A 15,001-nucleotide genomic window follows, 5' to 3' on the forward strand; every position below is an offset into this window, starting at 1 on the left:
CATGGCGGACGGTACCCGAGAACTCCCTTAATGCAATGTTTTAAATAGATAATCGTCATCACGGCCGGCCCGGCACGCGCCTTGCTCCTAAGGAAAGCAAGCCCATCGCACCGAGCGGTAACACCCCATGTCGAGCGGCACCCGTCCAGATCAGGTCACCGAGGAGATACTGCGCTACTTCCTGCGCAACCCCATGGCTGCCGACAGCCTGGAGGGGATCGCACGGTGGCGCCTATTGAACGAGACCGTGTACCGCAAGGTCGATGAGACACGCGTCGCCTTGGCTTGGCTGGTGGACCAGGCGTTCCTGACAGAAACCACCATGACTGGCATCGATCCCGTCTATCGCTTCAACGCCGAGAAGCGTCAGGCGGCCGAAACGCTGCTGAGAACAGCCAAACCGCGCGGTGAGGCGCCATGCCTATGATGGTCATCGATCCCATAACCAACACGGGCCTATGGAAGGCGCTGGCCCCGGATGGCATCTCGCCATCCACCGCGTTGGCCATGGCGCTGGACACGACGTCGACGCCCCCCGGGCCACCAGCCAGCTTGAACGTTTCCGCCGCCAAGGTGAGCGGCGACATCAACGCGTTGAACAACACGCTAAGACGCGACCTGGGACCGATCGACCTCACCCCGTTCAGCGAATTGCGCTTCTGGCTCAATGGCGACCGGCCCGCGGACGGCACGGCGCAGCGGCGCTTCTACCTGGAGATGCGCTTGGCCAGCGCGGCGGTGCCCCTGAACGATCCTGGCAATACTTGGCAGCGCTATCTGCCGGTGTCGCAAGCGGGGCGGTGGGAAGCGATCCGCCTCACCTTGGCGGATCTCCCCGCGGCCTTGGGGAGCGCCGTCACGACCATTCAACTGAGGTGCGCCAACGCCGACAGCCCGTTCAACTGCAGGCTGGACGCTCTGATCGCCGTGCGCGAGGCCATGATCGGCGATGTCGACACGGCACTGAAAGCCGAACTGGACGGCATATTGTCGATCGGGGGGACCGCCATCCCGGCTGTGCTTCATCCGGCAAATGGGCCCCTGGCCACCAACCCGCCCTATATCCAAATTCTGCAGTACGACGCCGCCTATTCCCGCGACCGCACGGACTCGGCACCGACGCGTGGTGACTTCACGGACCAGGGATATGCCCTGAATCCGCCGGGCAGCGCCTTCGAGCTCTACTACCAGATCACCGCGGTAGCGGATGACCGGGCGGCGCAAGTCGCCATGCTGGAATTCGTCCTCAAAGCCTTGCCGCTGCGGGGGCAATTGCGGGTCAACGGCTATCCGTTGCCGTTCGAAAGCATTTGCGTCCCGCCGATCAACCGCCTGGGCGGCTTTCGCGATGACCGGATCCCGTTGTTCTACAAGGTTTCGACCCGGCTGCAGGGTGGACCGGGCACGCGGGTGACACCCACCAAGATCATCGCCGTCAACACGGATTTCAAATCACCCTAAACCCGACGCTGTAATCTGGGCACCGCCTGGGCGGTGCCCCCGATCAAGAGGGGAACGCACCGTGACCGATGCACAGCCGGTTCGTCATATCATCACAAACCACCAGAACCAGCCTCTAGAACTGCATCTGCCAAGTGGGCTGGTGATGCTACCGCCGCGCGGGCGGTTGGCGGTGTCGGTTGGCGATCTGGCCGCGCGCCAACTGCAGGTTCTGCAGGCGGATCGGTTGATCGGACTGCATGAGGAGGCGGATCCCCCCGCGGCCGCGGAACCCGCCGATGAAGGCGATGCCGCCCCCCCCGTCGCGCAGAAGTCACGCGGCGCCCGAAAGGTGGAGGCATAAATGGGCTACAATGTCGGGCTTAACATTGTCGAAGTCGATGGCACCGGATCGCCCGCGATCGTGGGCGCGTCGACATCGGTCGCGGCGTTTAACATCATCACCCAGCGCGGCGCGCCCAACGCACCGGCAGCGGTCACCAGCTTTCCGCAATTCGTGGCGCGCTATGGCGGCTATTTCCCCGGGGGCCTGGGGGCTTACCTGCTTAAAGGGTTCTTCGACAATGGCGGCCAGACCGCCTACATCAACCGCGTCGTCTCCTCAGACGCGCTGACCGGCGCCCTGCCAGCCACGGTGTCGCTTCAAGATGGCGGTGCCAACAACACCTTGAAGCTGAATGCCGGGTTCCGTGGTCATGACGACCCGGGCACCTGGGGCAGCCAATTGTATGTCAGCGTGGCGACCCATGCCGAAACGCCGGTCCGGCTGCTGGAAACGGCGCCCGCCACCGTGACAGGCACGGCGCTGGCGGCGGCCGTGGACATGTCGGCCTTCCCCCCCTTGTCGATCGCCATCGATGGGCAGGTCGCCCCCACCGTCCTGACATTCAAGGCGGCGGACTTCCCCGGCGGCCCGGCCCTGGCGACCCCGGCGCAGATACGCGACGCGATCAACCGCCAAACCACGCAACTGATCGCATCGCTCAGTGGCACCAGCCAGTTGGTCCTGACCTCCACCGCCGCCGCCGCCAAACTGTCCGGCACCTTCACCCAGCTTCAGGTGACGACCAATAACGCGGCGCTGGGCCTGGCGACGATGGCCAGCCCGACCTCCGGCACCCCCGCCGCCCGCACCACCACCGCCACCCAATTGGCCAGTCTGGACCCCTTCGCGGTGGGCGACGCGCTGCGCATCAGCGACGGCACCAACACGGCCATGGTCAAGCTACTGACGATCACGCCCCAGACCAACACCATCGGCTGGGGGCCTGCGGTCGCCAACATCGCCGCCTTCGATGCGCTGAAGTTGAAGGTCACCCGGGTGACCTTCAACCTCACCATCGCCTATGGCGGCAACGACGACGCCCACGTCGTGGAAACGTGGACCGCCCTGTCGATGGAGCACGATTCCGCCAACTACGCGGTCGCGGTTATAAACGATCCCGTCAGCGGATCGCGGTATGTCGACGCCACCGATCTGCACAGCGCCAGCGCCGTCGGCGCCAACGTGCCGATGGTCACCGCCGCCTTCACGCCCCTGACGCTAGGGCGCGATGGCACGCCGACGTCGAATGACTTCATTGGCGACCAGGCCGCCCATACGGGCTTTTACGCCTTCGACGCGTCGGATGTGCAACTGGTCACGTGCGAGCGGACGGACCCAGCCATCGCCATCGCCGGTTTGGCCTACTGCGCGGGGCGGGGCGACTGCATGTATGTGGGCGCCGTCCCGCAGGGCTTCGTCGCCGCGGGCCAGGCCATCGCTTACGGGCAAGCCTTCCAAGGCAAGAAAGTCTATGGCGCGCTGTACGGCCCCTGGATCGTTGTCTCCGACCCGGTGGGAATCGGCGCCAGCCCACTGAAGACCTTGCCGCCTGTCGGCCATGTCATGGGCGTCTTCGCCCGCGTCGCGACGGCGCGCGGCATCTGGAAGGCACCGGCCGGCGACGAGGCCAACCTGCTGGGCGCCTTGGACGTGGAATACCGCCTGAGCGACACCGACCATACAGCATTGGTCAAGCAGGGTAGCGTCAATGGCGTCCGCGCGGTGCCCGGCTCAGGCGTCATCATCGATGCGTCGCGCACACTGTCGACCGACACCCGCTGGCTGTATGTCAACGTTCGGCTGCTGTTCAACTATGTGAAGAGCAGCCTCAAGACCGGTTTGCGCTGGGTTCGCCAAGAACCCAACCGCGACACGCTGTGGGACGCCATCCGTATCCAGACGGTGACACCCTTCCTGTTGGGGCTGTGGCGCCAGGGCGCCTTCGGCACAGGGTCGGCGGCGCAGGTCTTCACCGTGATCTGCGATGCCTCGAACAATCCGCCGGACCAAGTCGACCAGGGCAACCTGACCGTCGAGATCTACTTCTACCCGTCCCGGCCCGCGGAAACGATCGTCATCGTGGTCGGCCAACAGCCCAGCGGCGCCAGCGCCGGCGAATCCTGAGAACAGAGGGGGGCTTTCCCATGCCTAAGGTCAGCGACTTCTACGAAAGCTACCGCGCCAACGAGTTCATCTTCTACGTCGACGGCACACCCAGCCCCGGCGTCACCAAGATTTCGGGATTGAGCGAAGGCGAGATCGACACCATCGAGCAACCGGATGGCGGTTCCAACCACGTCTACAAGATCGCGGCGACAAAGATCAAATTCGAGCCGCTGACAGTGGAGCGCTATGTCGACGGCAGCCCGGAGGATAAGCGGTTCGCCGATTGGTTCGCCGCCACCTTCAACCTGAGCGCGCTGCAGAACGGCGGCTCCGGCGTGCGCAAGAACGGCATGATCCACAAGCTGCACAACGGTCAGGTCGTCCTGACCTTCGCGTTCAAGAACGCCTGGGTCAAGTCGTCCAAGTTCACCGACCTGGAAGCCGGTTCGGTCAGCCTGATGAAGCAAACCATCGTGCTGGAACATGAAGGCCTGACGCGCGAATAGCCGCCCGGCCCCAGCGTCCTTACACTTCGGAGAAAACGCGAATGAGCACGACCCCGGGTTCCGGCCGGCGCGAAGCCGAATTCACCTTGCCCATCGGCTATACCGACGACGAGGGCCATACCCACCGCCACGCCGTACTGCGCAAGATGACCGGCAAGGAGGAAGCGATCCTGGCCGACCGGCGCAACCAGCGCAACGGCGGCAAACTGGTGACCGAGTTGCTGCATAGCTGCCTGGTCCGCTTGGGCGATATGCCCAAGAACGGGTCGGGGCCCGTCGAGGGGATGTATTCGGCCGATCGCAACTTCCTCTTGCTGAAGTTGCGGGCCATCACCTTCGGATCGGAGCTTCAGGCCAACTACACTTGTCCGTCCTGCAGCGAATCATTCCAATTGGTCGAGGACCTGGACGAACTGCCGGTGCGCACCCTGGGCGACCAAGAGGCGATCGAGGACGTGGTCGTCGAATTGGAGGACGGCTACGTCGACAAGGACGGCACGGAGCACCGCGCGCTGCGCTTGCGTCTGCCTACCGGCGCCGACGAGGCGGCCGTCGCCCCCCAGATGCGCCAGAACGCGTCCCTGGGCAAGAACGCGCTGTTGTCGCGTTGCCTGAAATCCCTCGGCGACCTGCCCCGGCATCGGCTGGAGGCGATCGGGCCCAAGATCCTGTCGGAACTGACGCTGACCGACCGCCGGCTGATTGATCGGGCCCTGAACCAGGCCGCCCCCGGCGTCGACCTGATCCGCGACATCAGCTGCCCCAATTGCGGCAACGCGTTCAAGTCAAGCTTGGATATGACCAATTTTTTGTCCCAGGAGTAGACCAGGAAAACCTGCGCAAAGAGGTTTTTTTCCTGGCCTACCACCTGCATTGGCCGTGGAGCGAAATAATGGATTTGGAGATTGCCGAACGTAAGGCGTTCGTCGACCTGCTGATCGAGCAGATCGAACGGGAAAACGCGCAAATCGCCGCGACGAGAAGGCGTTAGCATCATGCCGCTGGCGCTTCTTCTTCAGGAAACGGTCTACACCCTGCGCTGGGGGGCGTTCCACCTTGAGCCGTGGAACCACCTGGTGCGGGTGGAGGAGTTGCTGATCGATCGCGCCCGCGGTGCCTTCCTGATCCATTGGTTCGGCCGCGCCCTGCCCCTGAGGGGATCACGCGTCAGCGTCGTGATCGACAACCTGGATGCCCTGCGCACGCAGTATTTTCGCGCCCGGTCATCCCTGGCACCGGATATCGGCGGACCCAATCTGGCCGAACCCCTGTCCGGACTGGCGGGAGAGGTGCTGGGCATCGCCCTTTCCCCCACGGCGGCCTTGCTGGCGGTCGCCGTGATGGTGCGCGATCTACCCTATTGGCTGCGGACGCTATCGGGCGCCCTGGGCTGGAAAGCCTGGCTATTGATCCTGGAACCGCTGGCGGGTCCGGTGATTGGCCCCATCCTGCTGCCGCTGGCCGTTTTCGAGCGGTTGGTGCTGGCCATCACCAACCCCGGCCAACTGCGCGACGTGTATGCCCTGCTAAGCGCTGCCGCCCTGTTCCTGATCGCCGCCACCGCCTTCCTGAAGGTGCTGCTGGGGCCCCGCGACAAGATCGCCAACCCGCTACTGCGCGACATCCTGGGCCTGTTCGACCAGCTGGCCGGCCTGGTGCCCTTCGTGTTGGCGTTTTTCGCCTTCATCATCGTGCGGGTGGGACCGCTGATCGAGCCGCTGGCCGAGCAGATGGCGGCTTTCCAGGGCCTGATCGGTGCCGTCGTGGATACCGTCGGCGACATCTTTGACGACATCGGGGGCGCGGTATACCGCATCCTGCCCTTCGCCGCCGACCGGCTGGATTTCGTGGTGGTCCAACTGGGGCTGGTCTTCCCCGTCTTTGATCTGGTCTTCACCTCCTTGTTCACCGATCTCGGCGACCAATTGGGAGAGGCGGTGGACAAAGGAAGCAAGGCGATCATCGGCTGGTCCGTGGCCGCGAAGGAGATGGGAATCGCCATCATCCAGGCACAGCCCCTGGCGGTGCGCATCGAATCCGCGAAAATCTCCTTCGCCATCGCCGCCGACGCGCTGTCGCCCGGTCCGTCGTCCTCCGGCGGCGGATCCAGCCTGCCCAAGGACTTCCCGGTCCTGAAACTGACCAAGCCGGAAGACTTCCTGCGCGCGCGGGGCGGGCCGCCCCGCGGCGGCCTGGGCGTCATCGAAAAGTGGGCGGAGATCGACATCAAATATGGCGGCGCCCTGTTCCAGGATTATCTGCCGTTCAGCGACGCCGCCAAGGCGGGCGTCGCGGCGGCGCAGAAGCCGACCCAGGTCTTCGACGCCGAACAGGGCGTCCTGGCGCGCCGGCTGGGCCAGGAACCCAGGAAGGCGCTGGCGGCCTTGCGCGTCGATCAATTGCGGTTGCGCGACCTGCTGAGCGCCGTGGTCGGACGGGTGTTGCCGGGCGACCTGCGCGTCGAGATGGGAACCCTACTGGACGTCTTTCGTAAGCTGGACATCAGTCTTTATCAGCTGAAGGCCGAGAAGAAGGACTTCCCCGTCCTGGATCTGCCGGACAACGGCCAACTGCGCCCCATCGTCCACCGCCTGGTGATCCGGGGTGTCGACCTGGCGCGCGCCGATGCCGACACCTTCCAGGTACGCCTGCAAGAAGCGATGAACGCGCTGGCCTATCCGGCCCAACGGCCGGCCCAGGGCCTGGCCGTGGCGGGGGGATGAGCCATGCCGATCAGCCTGGACTTCCCGGAGATCACCGACGCTTTCCGACAATTCCTGCTCATGCCGGTGCGGCAGATCGCCCATAGCTTTGAAGCGCTGTCGCTATGGCTGCAGAAGCGGGTGAAGGCCGCCGACCTACTGGAGGCTGGTAGCCGGGGCTACCCGGTCCTCCGGTTCGAGGGCGACGCGGTGAGCTTGTGGTTGGATGCGCAGCAGGCGCGCGGCTTGGGCCCCAGCGAGCCGGCCCCCGGTTTTGCCCAGCGGGCCCGGGACGCCGGCAGCCGGTTCGTGGCAGGCATCGGCACCATCGGACAGCAGATCAGCCAGGACCTGATCCTGCCCGCGGCCTTCGCCACCTTCGCTGACGCCATTGACGCCATCGGCCGATCGGTGGAGCGCTTCGCCGGACCGGTGGACGGGGCCATGGGCCAGCGGCTGTTCGGCCATTCCGGCGTCGACGGCACCGATCCCGGCCGGCGGCGCGCCGGAGATCTGTGGGGCGAGGCGGCGCTGGCGTGGCGCGCCATCGCCGGCAGCACCAGCCAGCTGCGGGGATTCGTCGGCCATCTGCGGGCGATCCTGCCCCCGCCGCCGCCCGCCGGTGACGTCCCCGCGGCGGGCGGCGCCCTATCCTTGCCCGATACGCTCGACCGCTACGGCCGCTTCATCCTGGCGGGCGTGCTGGTGATCCCGGCCCTGCCCGCTTTGGCCACGTCGTTCTGGGATAGTGTGGTCATCCGCGTCAAAGAGGCCGTCATCGGCGCCCTGGCCCGGATTGAAGCCAAGATCAACGGCTATCGGAAACTGGTGCTGGACTTCGTGTTCATCGACTTTCGCCGGATCCTGCGCAAGGTTCTGTCCTACACCATCAGCGCACAGATCGTCCTCATCGCGCACGTCCGTTTCTTCGGCGAGTTCGCGCTGGACTATGCGGAGCTGGTGGTTAGCGAGCTGAAAACCTGGTTCGAGGCCGTCGCCAGCTACCTGAATAAATATATCGGTTACGTGAATACCGTGCTGAGCGCCGTCAACGCGGTGCTGCAATTCGACCTCGGCCCCATTATCGGGGGCGTCCTGGGCACCGCGTTCGGGTCCACCCTGGCGGGACCGGTGACCGCGCTGATGCCGTCCATCACGCTGGACGACCTGATCACCGCTGGCACCGATATCGCGCGCCCGGCTGTCCGCGTGGCCCTGACCGCCTACTCGCTGGCCCTCAAAACCCTGATCGAAAATGCACCTTTCATCCCTCCATCGGTCAGTGGCCGCGTCGACGCCCTGCCATCCCTGTTCTGGAACATGCTGCGCAAGCCGCCCAGCTTTCCGGCGGAAACCGCCCCCATCAAATGGCCCGCCGGATACGGCGCCCCCAATCTTTACGACACCATCTTCAAACCCGGTCTTCCGGCCTTGCGCCAAGCCATCGACGGGCTGGCGCGCACCTTGCCGCAAAGCGCCAAGGACATCCTGGGCGTGGGGTCGGTGGCGCTGAACATCCTGGGGGATGAGTTCGCCAGTCAGGCCGGCCAAATCGCCACCCAGACGGCCGACGGCCGGTTCCAAAGGCTGGCCGAAACAGCCGTGCGCCAAGCCCAATCCGTCTTCGGCGTCGATGCCGACGCTCTGCGGGCCAAGATCGCCACGCAACCGGCCGACCCGGTGGCGGACGCCTTCGGCCAGTGGCTGGCTTATGGCGGCTTCGCCCTGCTGGGGGAAGCCATCCCCGCCTACTTCCGCGAGATGCGTGATTTCTGGGCGGAGAAGACGGCGCGGGGCGACGAGGCGACGGTGCGGCTGAATATGACCTCGCCTCGGATCCTGGCGGAACGCGCGACCCTGGCCCGGTCACACGTCAAGCAGGTGGTGATCAAGGCGGCTGGCCGTGAGGTGGACGTCCCCCTGGCCCAAGCCGTGGCGGCCCAGTTCCGCGCCGCCGTCCAGCAAGCCTACAGCGACGGGCAGACCCGCCTGAAGCTTTATGCCGTCTCCAGTTATGTGTGAATGATGGACGAACTCATCCAACAAATTGGTCTGCTGCTGACGCAACTGCGCTACACCCGGCGCTCGCTGGAGGATATCGAGCGCAGCACGGCGCGCTATACCACCTTCACCTTCGCCAGCGCCCTGACCGCGGGGCCGCGCTGGGGTGAACCCCCGTTGTTTGGTGGCGCGCTGAAGGTCTGGGTGGTGAACATCAATGATCTGGCCCCGGCCAGCGGCGGCCTTCTGGAGGGCCTGCTGGGCGGCATCGGACGCTTTTTCGGGGGCCTGTTCGGCGGCCTGATCGGCGGCACCATCGCCGGCGTGGCCTTGCCGGTGATGATCGCCCAGGTGGAGCGCATCGCCGCCACGGTTGAACGGATCGTCAAGAACCTCGCCCCCACCACGCCACCAGCCAAAGACGGCCAAAACGCGGCCGCGAAGACGGGCGAAAGCGGCAGCCTGTTCGACAAGCTGGGCGAGATCAAGGACGTGGTCGACAGTTTCACTGCCCTGTTCCAGGCCGCATCAGACCCCAAAAAGGCGGCGGACACCAGCAATCCGCTGACGCCGGGCGCCACCCGCTGGCTGATGGTCTTGCAGACCGCGGACGCGCTGGTCCGGGGCATCACCCTGGTGATCAAGGGCCTGACCCTGCTGCTGCCGGAAGTGATCGGCACGCTGGCCCTGCTGCTATCGCGCTTGGACACCATCAAGCTGGCCGTGATCGAACTGCTTCAGTTCATCCTGCGCGAGGCGCTTCTGCTGCGCGGTGTCGCCCTGTTGATCCTGTTCGACACGCTGTCAGCCGCGGCCAAGCTGGCCGCCAACGTGCTGGGCATTCTTGGCCTCACGATCCAGGATGTCATCACCTCCATCTTCAAAATCTTCAACAGCGTGTTCGATGCCGCCCTGGCGGCCATCCAGTTCCTGTCCCAGGGCTTGGCCAACACCATCGACGCGCTGCTGAAATGGCTGATTGAAACCGTGGTCACGGCGATGACCACCATCGCCGACACCCGGATCTTCCGGGTCGCCGTCTATGCCATCCAGTCGCTGCCCTACATCCTGCCGGCGCTGGTCTTGCTGGTGCGGAACACCAGTTTGAGTAAGACGGACAGCGACGCCCTGGACAGCGCCAAGCTGTTGTCTATCACACCGACGACCTTCCCCGGCGGCAGCCCCCCGGCACTGCCGAAATTCCCCGACGTGTCGGCCACGTTGCTGGACCCCAAGGCGGTCGGCGGCCTGCGCGATACCATCGACAAATCTTTAGCCAACGTCATCGACCTTATGGGAACGGTTTTCGGCGACACCAGCAAGGCGGCGATGCAGGTGGGCTACAAGCTCGACGGCGCCGCCAGTGACCGGGTGTTCACCGCGGCGCTGGATAAACACATCGCGACCCTGCGCGATAGCGCCAAAACGCTGGCGGGCACCCTGGACCCGGCCCAGGCGGCGGCCAAAGCGGCGGTGGGCGCCCAGCCATCCAGCGAGTTGGCGCTGATCGCCAGCGCTTACGAAGGCTGGCTGTCCAGCCCCAGCGGACTGAAGTCGCTGTTGGGCAATATCACGGCCTTCATCAAGGAGACACCGACCAGCGGGCCGGAGGGCGCGACATCATTGGCTGCCAAGGCGATCGGACCCAGCGTCATCGACCGGCCCCGCGCCACCGTGGAAATCGACGATCTGGTGATCGAGCTGATGCCCCCGCCCGATCGCCAGCTGCCGGGCGGCATCCCCGGCGTGATGAAGGCGCTGGGGGACCACTCACCGGAAGAGTTCCTGCAAGCCATCGTCGAGCTGATGCACGAGATGGACCAGCGGGGAATGCGCTTCGGCGCGGGTTCACCGCTGCTGCAGGTATGAAGGGGACGCCATCGCCATGACACGGAAAACCGGTTATCTCGCCAGCATCTCACTGATCCCGACGCTTCCTCCGCTGATCTTCCGCTTCCAGTTCAACCCCGATCTGCTGTCGGAGAAGAAAAGCTATCGGTACAAGGAGGCGAACGGCTTCGGCAGTTGGAAATTCGATCAGACCGGCGCCGCGACCGGCTTCGTCGGCACCCTTACCGGCCTATCCAACGATCTGAACGAGATCGGTTCCCTGATCATCGCCACCAAGCCGCTGGAGGCGGAGGGCGGCGACCAGCGCACCTTCTCCATCGATTTCTCACTGGACGCCTCGGTACCGGGCCCGTTGGACGGCGACGACCACTATGGCGGCAGTATCGAGCCGGACCTGGCCGTGTTGCGCGCCTTCATGGTGCCCACCGTCGACGTTGTCGATGTCATCAAGATGATCGGCGGCGACTTCCCCTGCCTCAATAAGCCGCCGCCCTGCAACCTGTTCTACGGCGGGCTTTCCGTCACCTGCGTGATGACCGACCTGAACATCAAGGTCACGGCCTTCCAGGAAGACGGGAACGCCTTGCGCGCCGACGTCAGCGTCACCCTGAAGGAACAGAGCTTCTCGCTGACGCCAATCGTCGAGTTCTTCACGCGCACGATCAACATCGCCAAAAGCTACAACCGGAAGGGGATAGGCAGCGATTTCCTCGCCACCACGCCGATTATCAACCTGTTTTCCTGACCTTTGAGCAAACGGAGCCGCGCCATGCCGGTCGCCATCACCTCACGCTACTACAAATCGGCGGTCTACCCGGTCGCCGACGCCGCCGGGATCGCCCACCCAACGGTGTCCATCCGGCCGCCGACATCGCCGATGCCTGGGACCACGATCTATCGCCATCTGGTTTCGGGCCTGGAGACCATCGAGTACCTGGCCTGGCGCTATTACAGCGACAGCGCGCAGTGGTGGCGGATCGCGGAGGCCAACGACCTGCGTTATCCGCTGGATCTGGCCCCCGGCAGTCTCATCAACATTCCCGGCGCCAACGACCTTGGCACCGTGGTGCGCAACCGGAGCTTTGGCTGATGGCTGACAGCACGCCCTACGCGACCGTCAAGATCGAAGGCATCGACATGAAGTCGCAGGTCGAATCCATCGACGTGGAAGACCATGACCGCGCCATCGACCGCGCCCGGGTGGTCTTCGACAGCGCCGACAGCGTCGCGGCGATCACGCAAGAGCAAAGTAAGGTCCAGATCAGCCTCGGCTGGTCCGATCAGAACGCCCTGATATTCGAAGGCATCGTCATGGCGGTGAAGGCGGAGGCCGCCGGGACGGGCCAAGCACGGGTGACACTGACCGCCTATGACCTGTCCTACAAGATGAAGCAGAACAAAACCAAGGACCGCACCTTCATCTCCGGCAAGTTGAGCGACGCGCTGAAAGCGATCGTCGCCGACTACAGCGATCTGGTCCCAGGGGACATCCTGCCCAACCCCGATCCCGTCTTCAGCGCCACCAACCGGTGGAGCAAGCCCATGGGGCAAAGCGACTGGGACTTCATCCAAGACGCGGCCCTGAAATGGAAGGCCCGAACCTTTGTCGAGGTCAACAACAACAAGTCGAAATTCTATTTCGTCGCGGAGCAAAGCCTGTTGAAGGGTGATCCCATGGGCATGCTGCACTACTGCCCCGGCGGAATCGGCCCCCTGATCGAGTTCACCTACCAACGGGTGGGCAGCGGCGCGGCGCCGCAAAGCACGGTCACCGTGGTCGACCCCGCGACCGGCCAACCGGTGACGCAGGCGGTGACGCCACCGCCGGGGGACCCGCCGCTGGAGGTCGACCCCAAGGCTGACGCCTCCCTGGCGCAGGCGGCGGGCGCCATGGCGCAGGCGGCGGGCAAGCCGGCCGATTCCCGGCCCAAGACAACCGTTGGCGCCCAGCCCTCGGACCCCGCGCGCGCCCAGCAATCCATCCAGCAGGACCCCACGCGCATCCTGGGCTATTCGGGTCAGGGCCTGTGCCGGGGCACGGTCATGCTACGCGCCAAGGGCAAGATCACCATCAAGGGCCTGCCGTTGTGGGTCGAGGGCGACTGGTACGTGCACAAGGTCACCCATGTCTACCGGCGGCTGACAATGACCGACAAGAAGGGCAAGCCCGTCGACGGCAGCACATTCCAGACCAAATTTTCGGCCACGAGGTGAATGCCATGCTGGACGATCTACGCCATCACGTCGGGAAGTTTTACGGCAAATACAGCGGCCAGGTCGTCGCCAACGACCAGGACCCGGACAACATGGGCAGCATCGTGGTCACCCTGCCCTCGATCTTCGGCGCCGACGCGCAGATCACCGCCCGTCCCTGTCTGCCCTACGGCCATTTCTTCATCCCGGCCGTGGGCGCCATGGTGTGGGTGGAGTTCGAGGGCGGGGACAAGGATTACGCCATCTGGGTCGGCACTTGGTACCCGAAGGGCGCCACGCCCGCGCCCGCCGACCTGTCGCCGCCCGACAACAGGATCATTCAAACGGCGTCCGGCCACACCATTGAGATCATGGACAAGGCGGGTGAGGAAAAGATCGTCATCCGCCACAAGGGCAACGCCTTCATCAGCATCGACAAGAACGGCAGCGTGCTGATCGCCAACCAGACCGGTTCCTACGTTCAATTGGACACCGACGAGCAAACCGCCAGCTTCGTGGAACAGCACGGCAACATCGTCACCATGAGCGGTGACGGCATCGTCATCACCGAGAAGGGCGGCAAGACGATGGTGCAACTGACCGACGATACGGTTCGGATCACCGGCGGCAAGATCATCCTGCAGGCCCCGGTGGTATCGCTGACGGGCGATCCCGCGGCCGAACCGACCTTCCTGACCACCTCCCTGGCACCGTTGTGGAACGCATTTGCCTTGCACGTCCATGCGACGGCGCTGGGACCGTCCGGGCCGCCGACGCCACCGGGTCCGCTGATCCTCCCCGGCCAACCCTACCTCAGTTCGGGGACGGTGATGAAATGAGCAACTGCAGCTTTCCACCCCTGCCGTCGATAGCGCTGCCAACGCCGGTGATCCCCGGGTTGCCCGTCCTGCCGGCGCTGCCGGCCCTGCCCTCACTACCTGTTCCGGCCCTGGGCCTGCCGGCCATCCCGACCCTGCCGACGCCGTCGCTGCCAACGCCGGTGATACCCGGCCTGCCAACCCTGCCAGCGCTGCCGCCCCTGCCCACGCTACCGGCACCGGCCCTGGGCCTACCTGCGACCCCGGCCCTGCCCACGCCATCACTGCCGACGCCGGTGATACCCGGCCTGCCTGCCCTGCCGGCGCTTCCGCCGCTGCCAACCTTGCCGGCGGCGCCGGCCTGCCCCATCGATTGACCGGAACCGCCACGATGCCCTTGAACACCATCACCCTGCAAGCCGCGATCAAGGCCGCCTTCGAGGCCGCCAAGAACACGGCCGCCCCAGCGGACCCCGCCCAGTCCAACGCGGTGCAAGAGCAGATCCTGAACCAGTTGTCCCAGGATTTGGCGGCAGCCGTGCACGCCTATCTGCTCAGCGCCGATATCGCTGGCATCACGGTCGCCGTCGTCAACCAGGCGCAACAGCCCATCGGCACCGGCAGCCAGGCCGGCAGCGTCAAACTCCAGTGAGGACACCATGATCAGCGATGTCGCGGGACCCGGCTATCCCTTTCAGATCGACCCCACCACCGGCGGCGTCGCCTGGGCCACGGGCGCCGACAAGTTGCGCCAGAACATACAGCTGATCCTGGGCACGCGCGTGGGCGAGCGCCCGATGCTGCGCAACTTCGGCACGCGCGTCCATTCGCTGGTCCATGACCCCAATGACGACGTCCTGGCGTCGCTGCTGCAAAGCCAGGTTCAGCAGACCTTGCTGCAGTTCGAGCCGCGCGTCCTGGTGACCCAAACCGCCATCACGCAATCCGATGGCGAGGTGCGAATGGTGCTCAACTACACCTTCACCACCGAGCCCGTAGCCGATCAGTTGATCCTGCCCCTGTTCTGAAAGCTCCTGT

Annotated in this window: 17 protein-coding genes; all 17 read left to right on the forward strand. The window is 65.1% G+C overall.

Annotated elements, in window-relative coordinates; translation table 11 throughout:
* Positions 1-127 precede the first annotated feature (127 nt).
* The 17 genes from FHS74_RS18390 to FHS74_RS18465 all read left to right on the forward strand — a co-directional run bounded on the left by FHS74_RS18390 (position 128) and on the right by FHS74_RS18465 (position 14,991).
* Positions 128-427 (forward strand): hypothetical protein, encoded by a 300-nt coding sequence (locus FHS74_RS18390; RefSeq protein WP_184803247.1) that lies wholly within the window; start codon positions 128-130, stop codon positions 425-427.
* A complete protein-coding gene (locus FHS74_RS18395) occupies positions 418-1,461 on the forward strand; it encodes a hypothetical protein (protein ID WP_184803249.1) in 1,044 nt (347 codons plus the stop codon). Before FHS74_RS18390 ends, FHS74_RS18395 begins: the two co-directional genes overlap by 10 nt.
* Positions 1,462-1,522: 61 nt before the next feature.
* Complete coding sequence (locus FHS74_RS18400) at positions 1,523-1,804, forward strand: hypothetical protein (protein WP_184803251.1); 282 nt, start codon at positions 1,523-1,525, stop codon at positions 1,802-1,804.
* The gene (locus FHS74_RS18405; RefSeq protein ID WP_184803253.1) at positions 1,805-3,910 is read left to right on the forward strand and encodes a phage tail sheath family protein; all 2,106 of its coding nucleotides are present in this window, start codon (positions 1,805-1,807) and stop codon (positions 3,908-3,910) included. It abuts the gene before it with no gap.
* Between the two features lie 20 nt (positions 3,911-3,930).
* Complete coding sequence (locus FHS74_RS18410) at positions 3,931-4,398, forward strand: phage tail protein (RefSeq protein ID WP_184803255.1); 468 nt, start codon at positions 3,931-3,933, stop codon at positions 4,396-4,398.
* Between the two features lie 41 nt (positions 4,399-4,439).
* Positions 4,440-5,222, forward strand: a complete 783-nt coding sequence (locus tag FHS74_RS18415; protein ID WP_184803257.1) for a T4 family baseplate hub assembly chaperone — start codon at positions 4,440-4,442, stop codon at positions 5,220-5,222.
* On the forward strand, positions 5,165-5,389 hold the full coding sequence (locus FHS74_RS31175) for a DUF6760 family protein (RefSeq protein WP_343066942.1): 225 nt from the start codon (positions 5,165-5,167) through the stop codon (positions 5,387-5,389). The genes FHS74_RS18415 and FHS74_RS31175 overlap by 58 nt, the downstream gene beginning before the upstream one ends.
* Before the next feature lie 4 nt (positions 5,390-5,393).
* A complete protein-coding gene (locus FHS74_RS18420; protein ID WP_184803259.1) occupies positions 5,394-7,121 on the forward strand; it encodes a hypothetical protein in 1,728 nt (575 codons plus the stop codon).
* Positions 7,122-7,124: 3 nt separating this feature from the next.
* Positions 7,125-9,122 carry a hypothetical protein gene (locus FHS74_RS18425; protein ID WP_184803261.1) on the forward strand — a complete coding sequence of 666 codons (1,998 nt, stop codon included), beginning with the start codon at positions 7,125-7,127 and terminating at the stop codon, positions 9,120-9,122.
* Positions 9,123-10,970: a hypothetical protein gene (locus FHS74_RS18430; protein ID WP_184803263.1), complete on the forward strand. Its 1,848-nt coding sequence runs from the start codon at positions 9,123-9,125 to the stop codon at positions 10,968-10,970.
* A gap of 16 nt (positions 10,971-10,986) precedes the next feature.
* Entirely contained in the window at positions 10,987-11,697 is a 711-nt protein-coding gene (locus FHS74_RS18435; RefSeq protein ID WP_184803265.1) for a CIS tube protein, read from the forward strand.
* 24 nt (positions 11,698-11,721) lie between these two features.
* The gene (locus FHS74_RS18440) at positions 11,722-12,042 is read left to right on the forward strand and encodes a LysM peptidoglycan-binding domain-containing protein (RefSeq protein WP_184803267.1); all 321 of its coding nucleotides are present in this window, start codon (positions 11,722-11,724) and stop codon (positions 12,040-12,042) included.
* Positions 12,042-13,166: a hypothetical protein gene (locus tag FHS74_RS18445; protein ID WP_184803269.1), complete on the forward strand. Its 1,125-nt coding sequence runs from the start codon at positions 12,042-12,044 to the stop codon at positions 13,164-13,166. The genes FHS74_RS18440 and FHS74_RS18445 overlap by 1 nt, the downstream gene beginning before the upstream one ends.
* A 5-nt stretch (positions 13,167-13,171) precedes the next feature.
* On the forward strand, positions 13,172-13,984 hold the full coding sequence (locus tag FHS74_RS18450) for a phage baseplate assembly protein V (RefSeq protein WP_184803271.1): 813 nt from the start codon (positions 13,172-13,174) through the stop codon (positions 13,982-13,984).
* The gene (locus tag FHS74_RS18455) at positions 13,981-14,340 is read left to right on the forward strand and encodes a hypothetical protein (RefSeq protein ID WP_184803273.1); all 360 of its coding nucleotides are present in this window, start codon (positions 13,981-13,983) and stop codon (positions 14,338-14,340) included. Before FHS74_RS18450 ends, FHS74_RS18455 begins: the two co-directional genes overlap by 4 nt.
* A 14-nt stretch (positions 14,341-14,354) precedes the next feature.
* Positions 14,355-14,615 (forward strand): hypothetical protein, encoded by a 261-nt coding sequence (locus FHS74_RS18460; RefSeq protein WP_184803275.1) that lies wholly within the window; start codon positions 14,355-14,357, stop codon positions 14,613-14,615.
* A 7-nt stretch (positions 14,616-14,622) separates the two neighbouring features.
* Entirely contained in the window at positions 14,623-14,991 is a 369-nt protein-coding gene (locus FHS74_RS18465) for a GPW/gp25 family protein (protein WP_184803277.1), read from the forward strand.
* Positions 14,992-15,001 lie beyond the last annotated feature (10 nt).

It is taken from the genome of Nitrospirillum iridis (assembly GCF_014205765.1).
Lineage (GTDB): Bacteria > Pseudomonadota > Alphaproteobacteria > Azospirillales > Azospirillaceae > Nitrospirillum > Nitrospirillum iridis.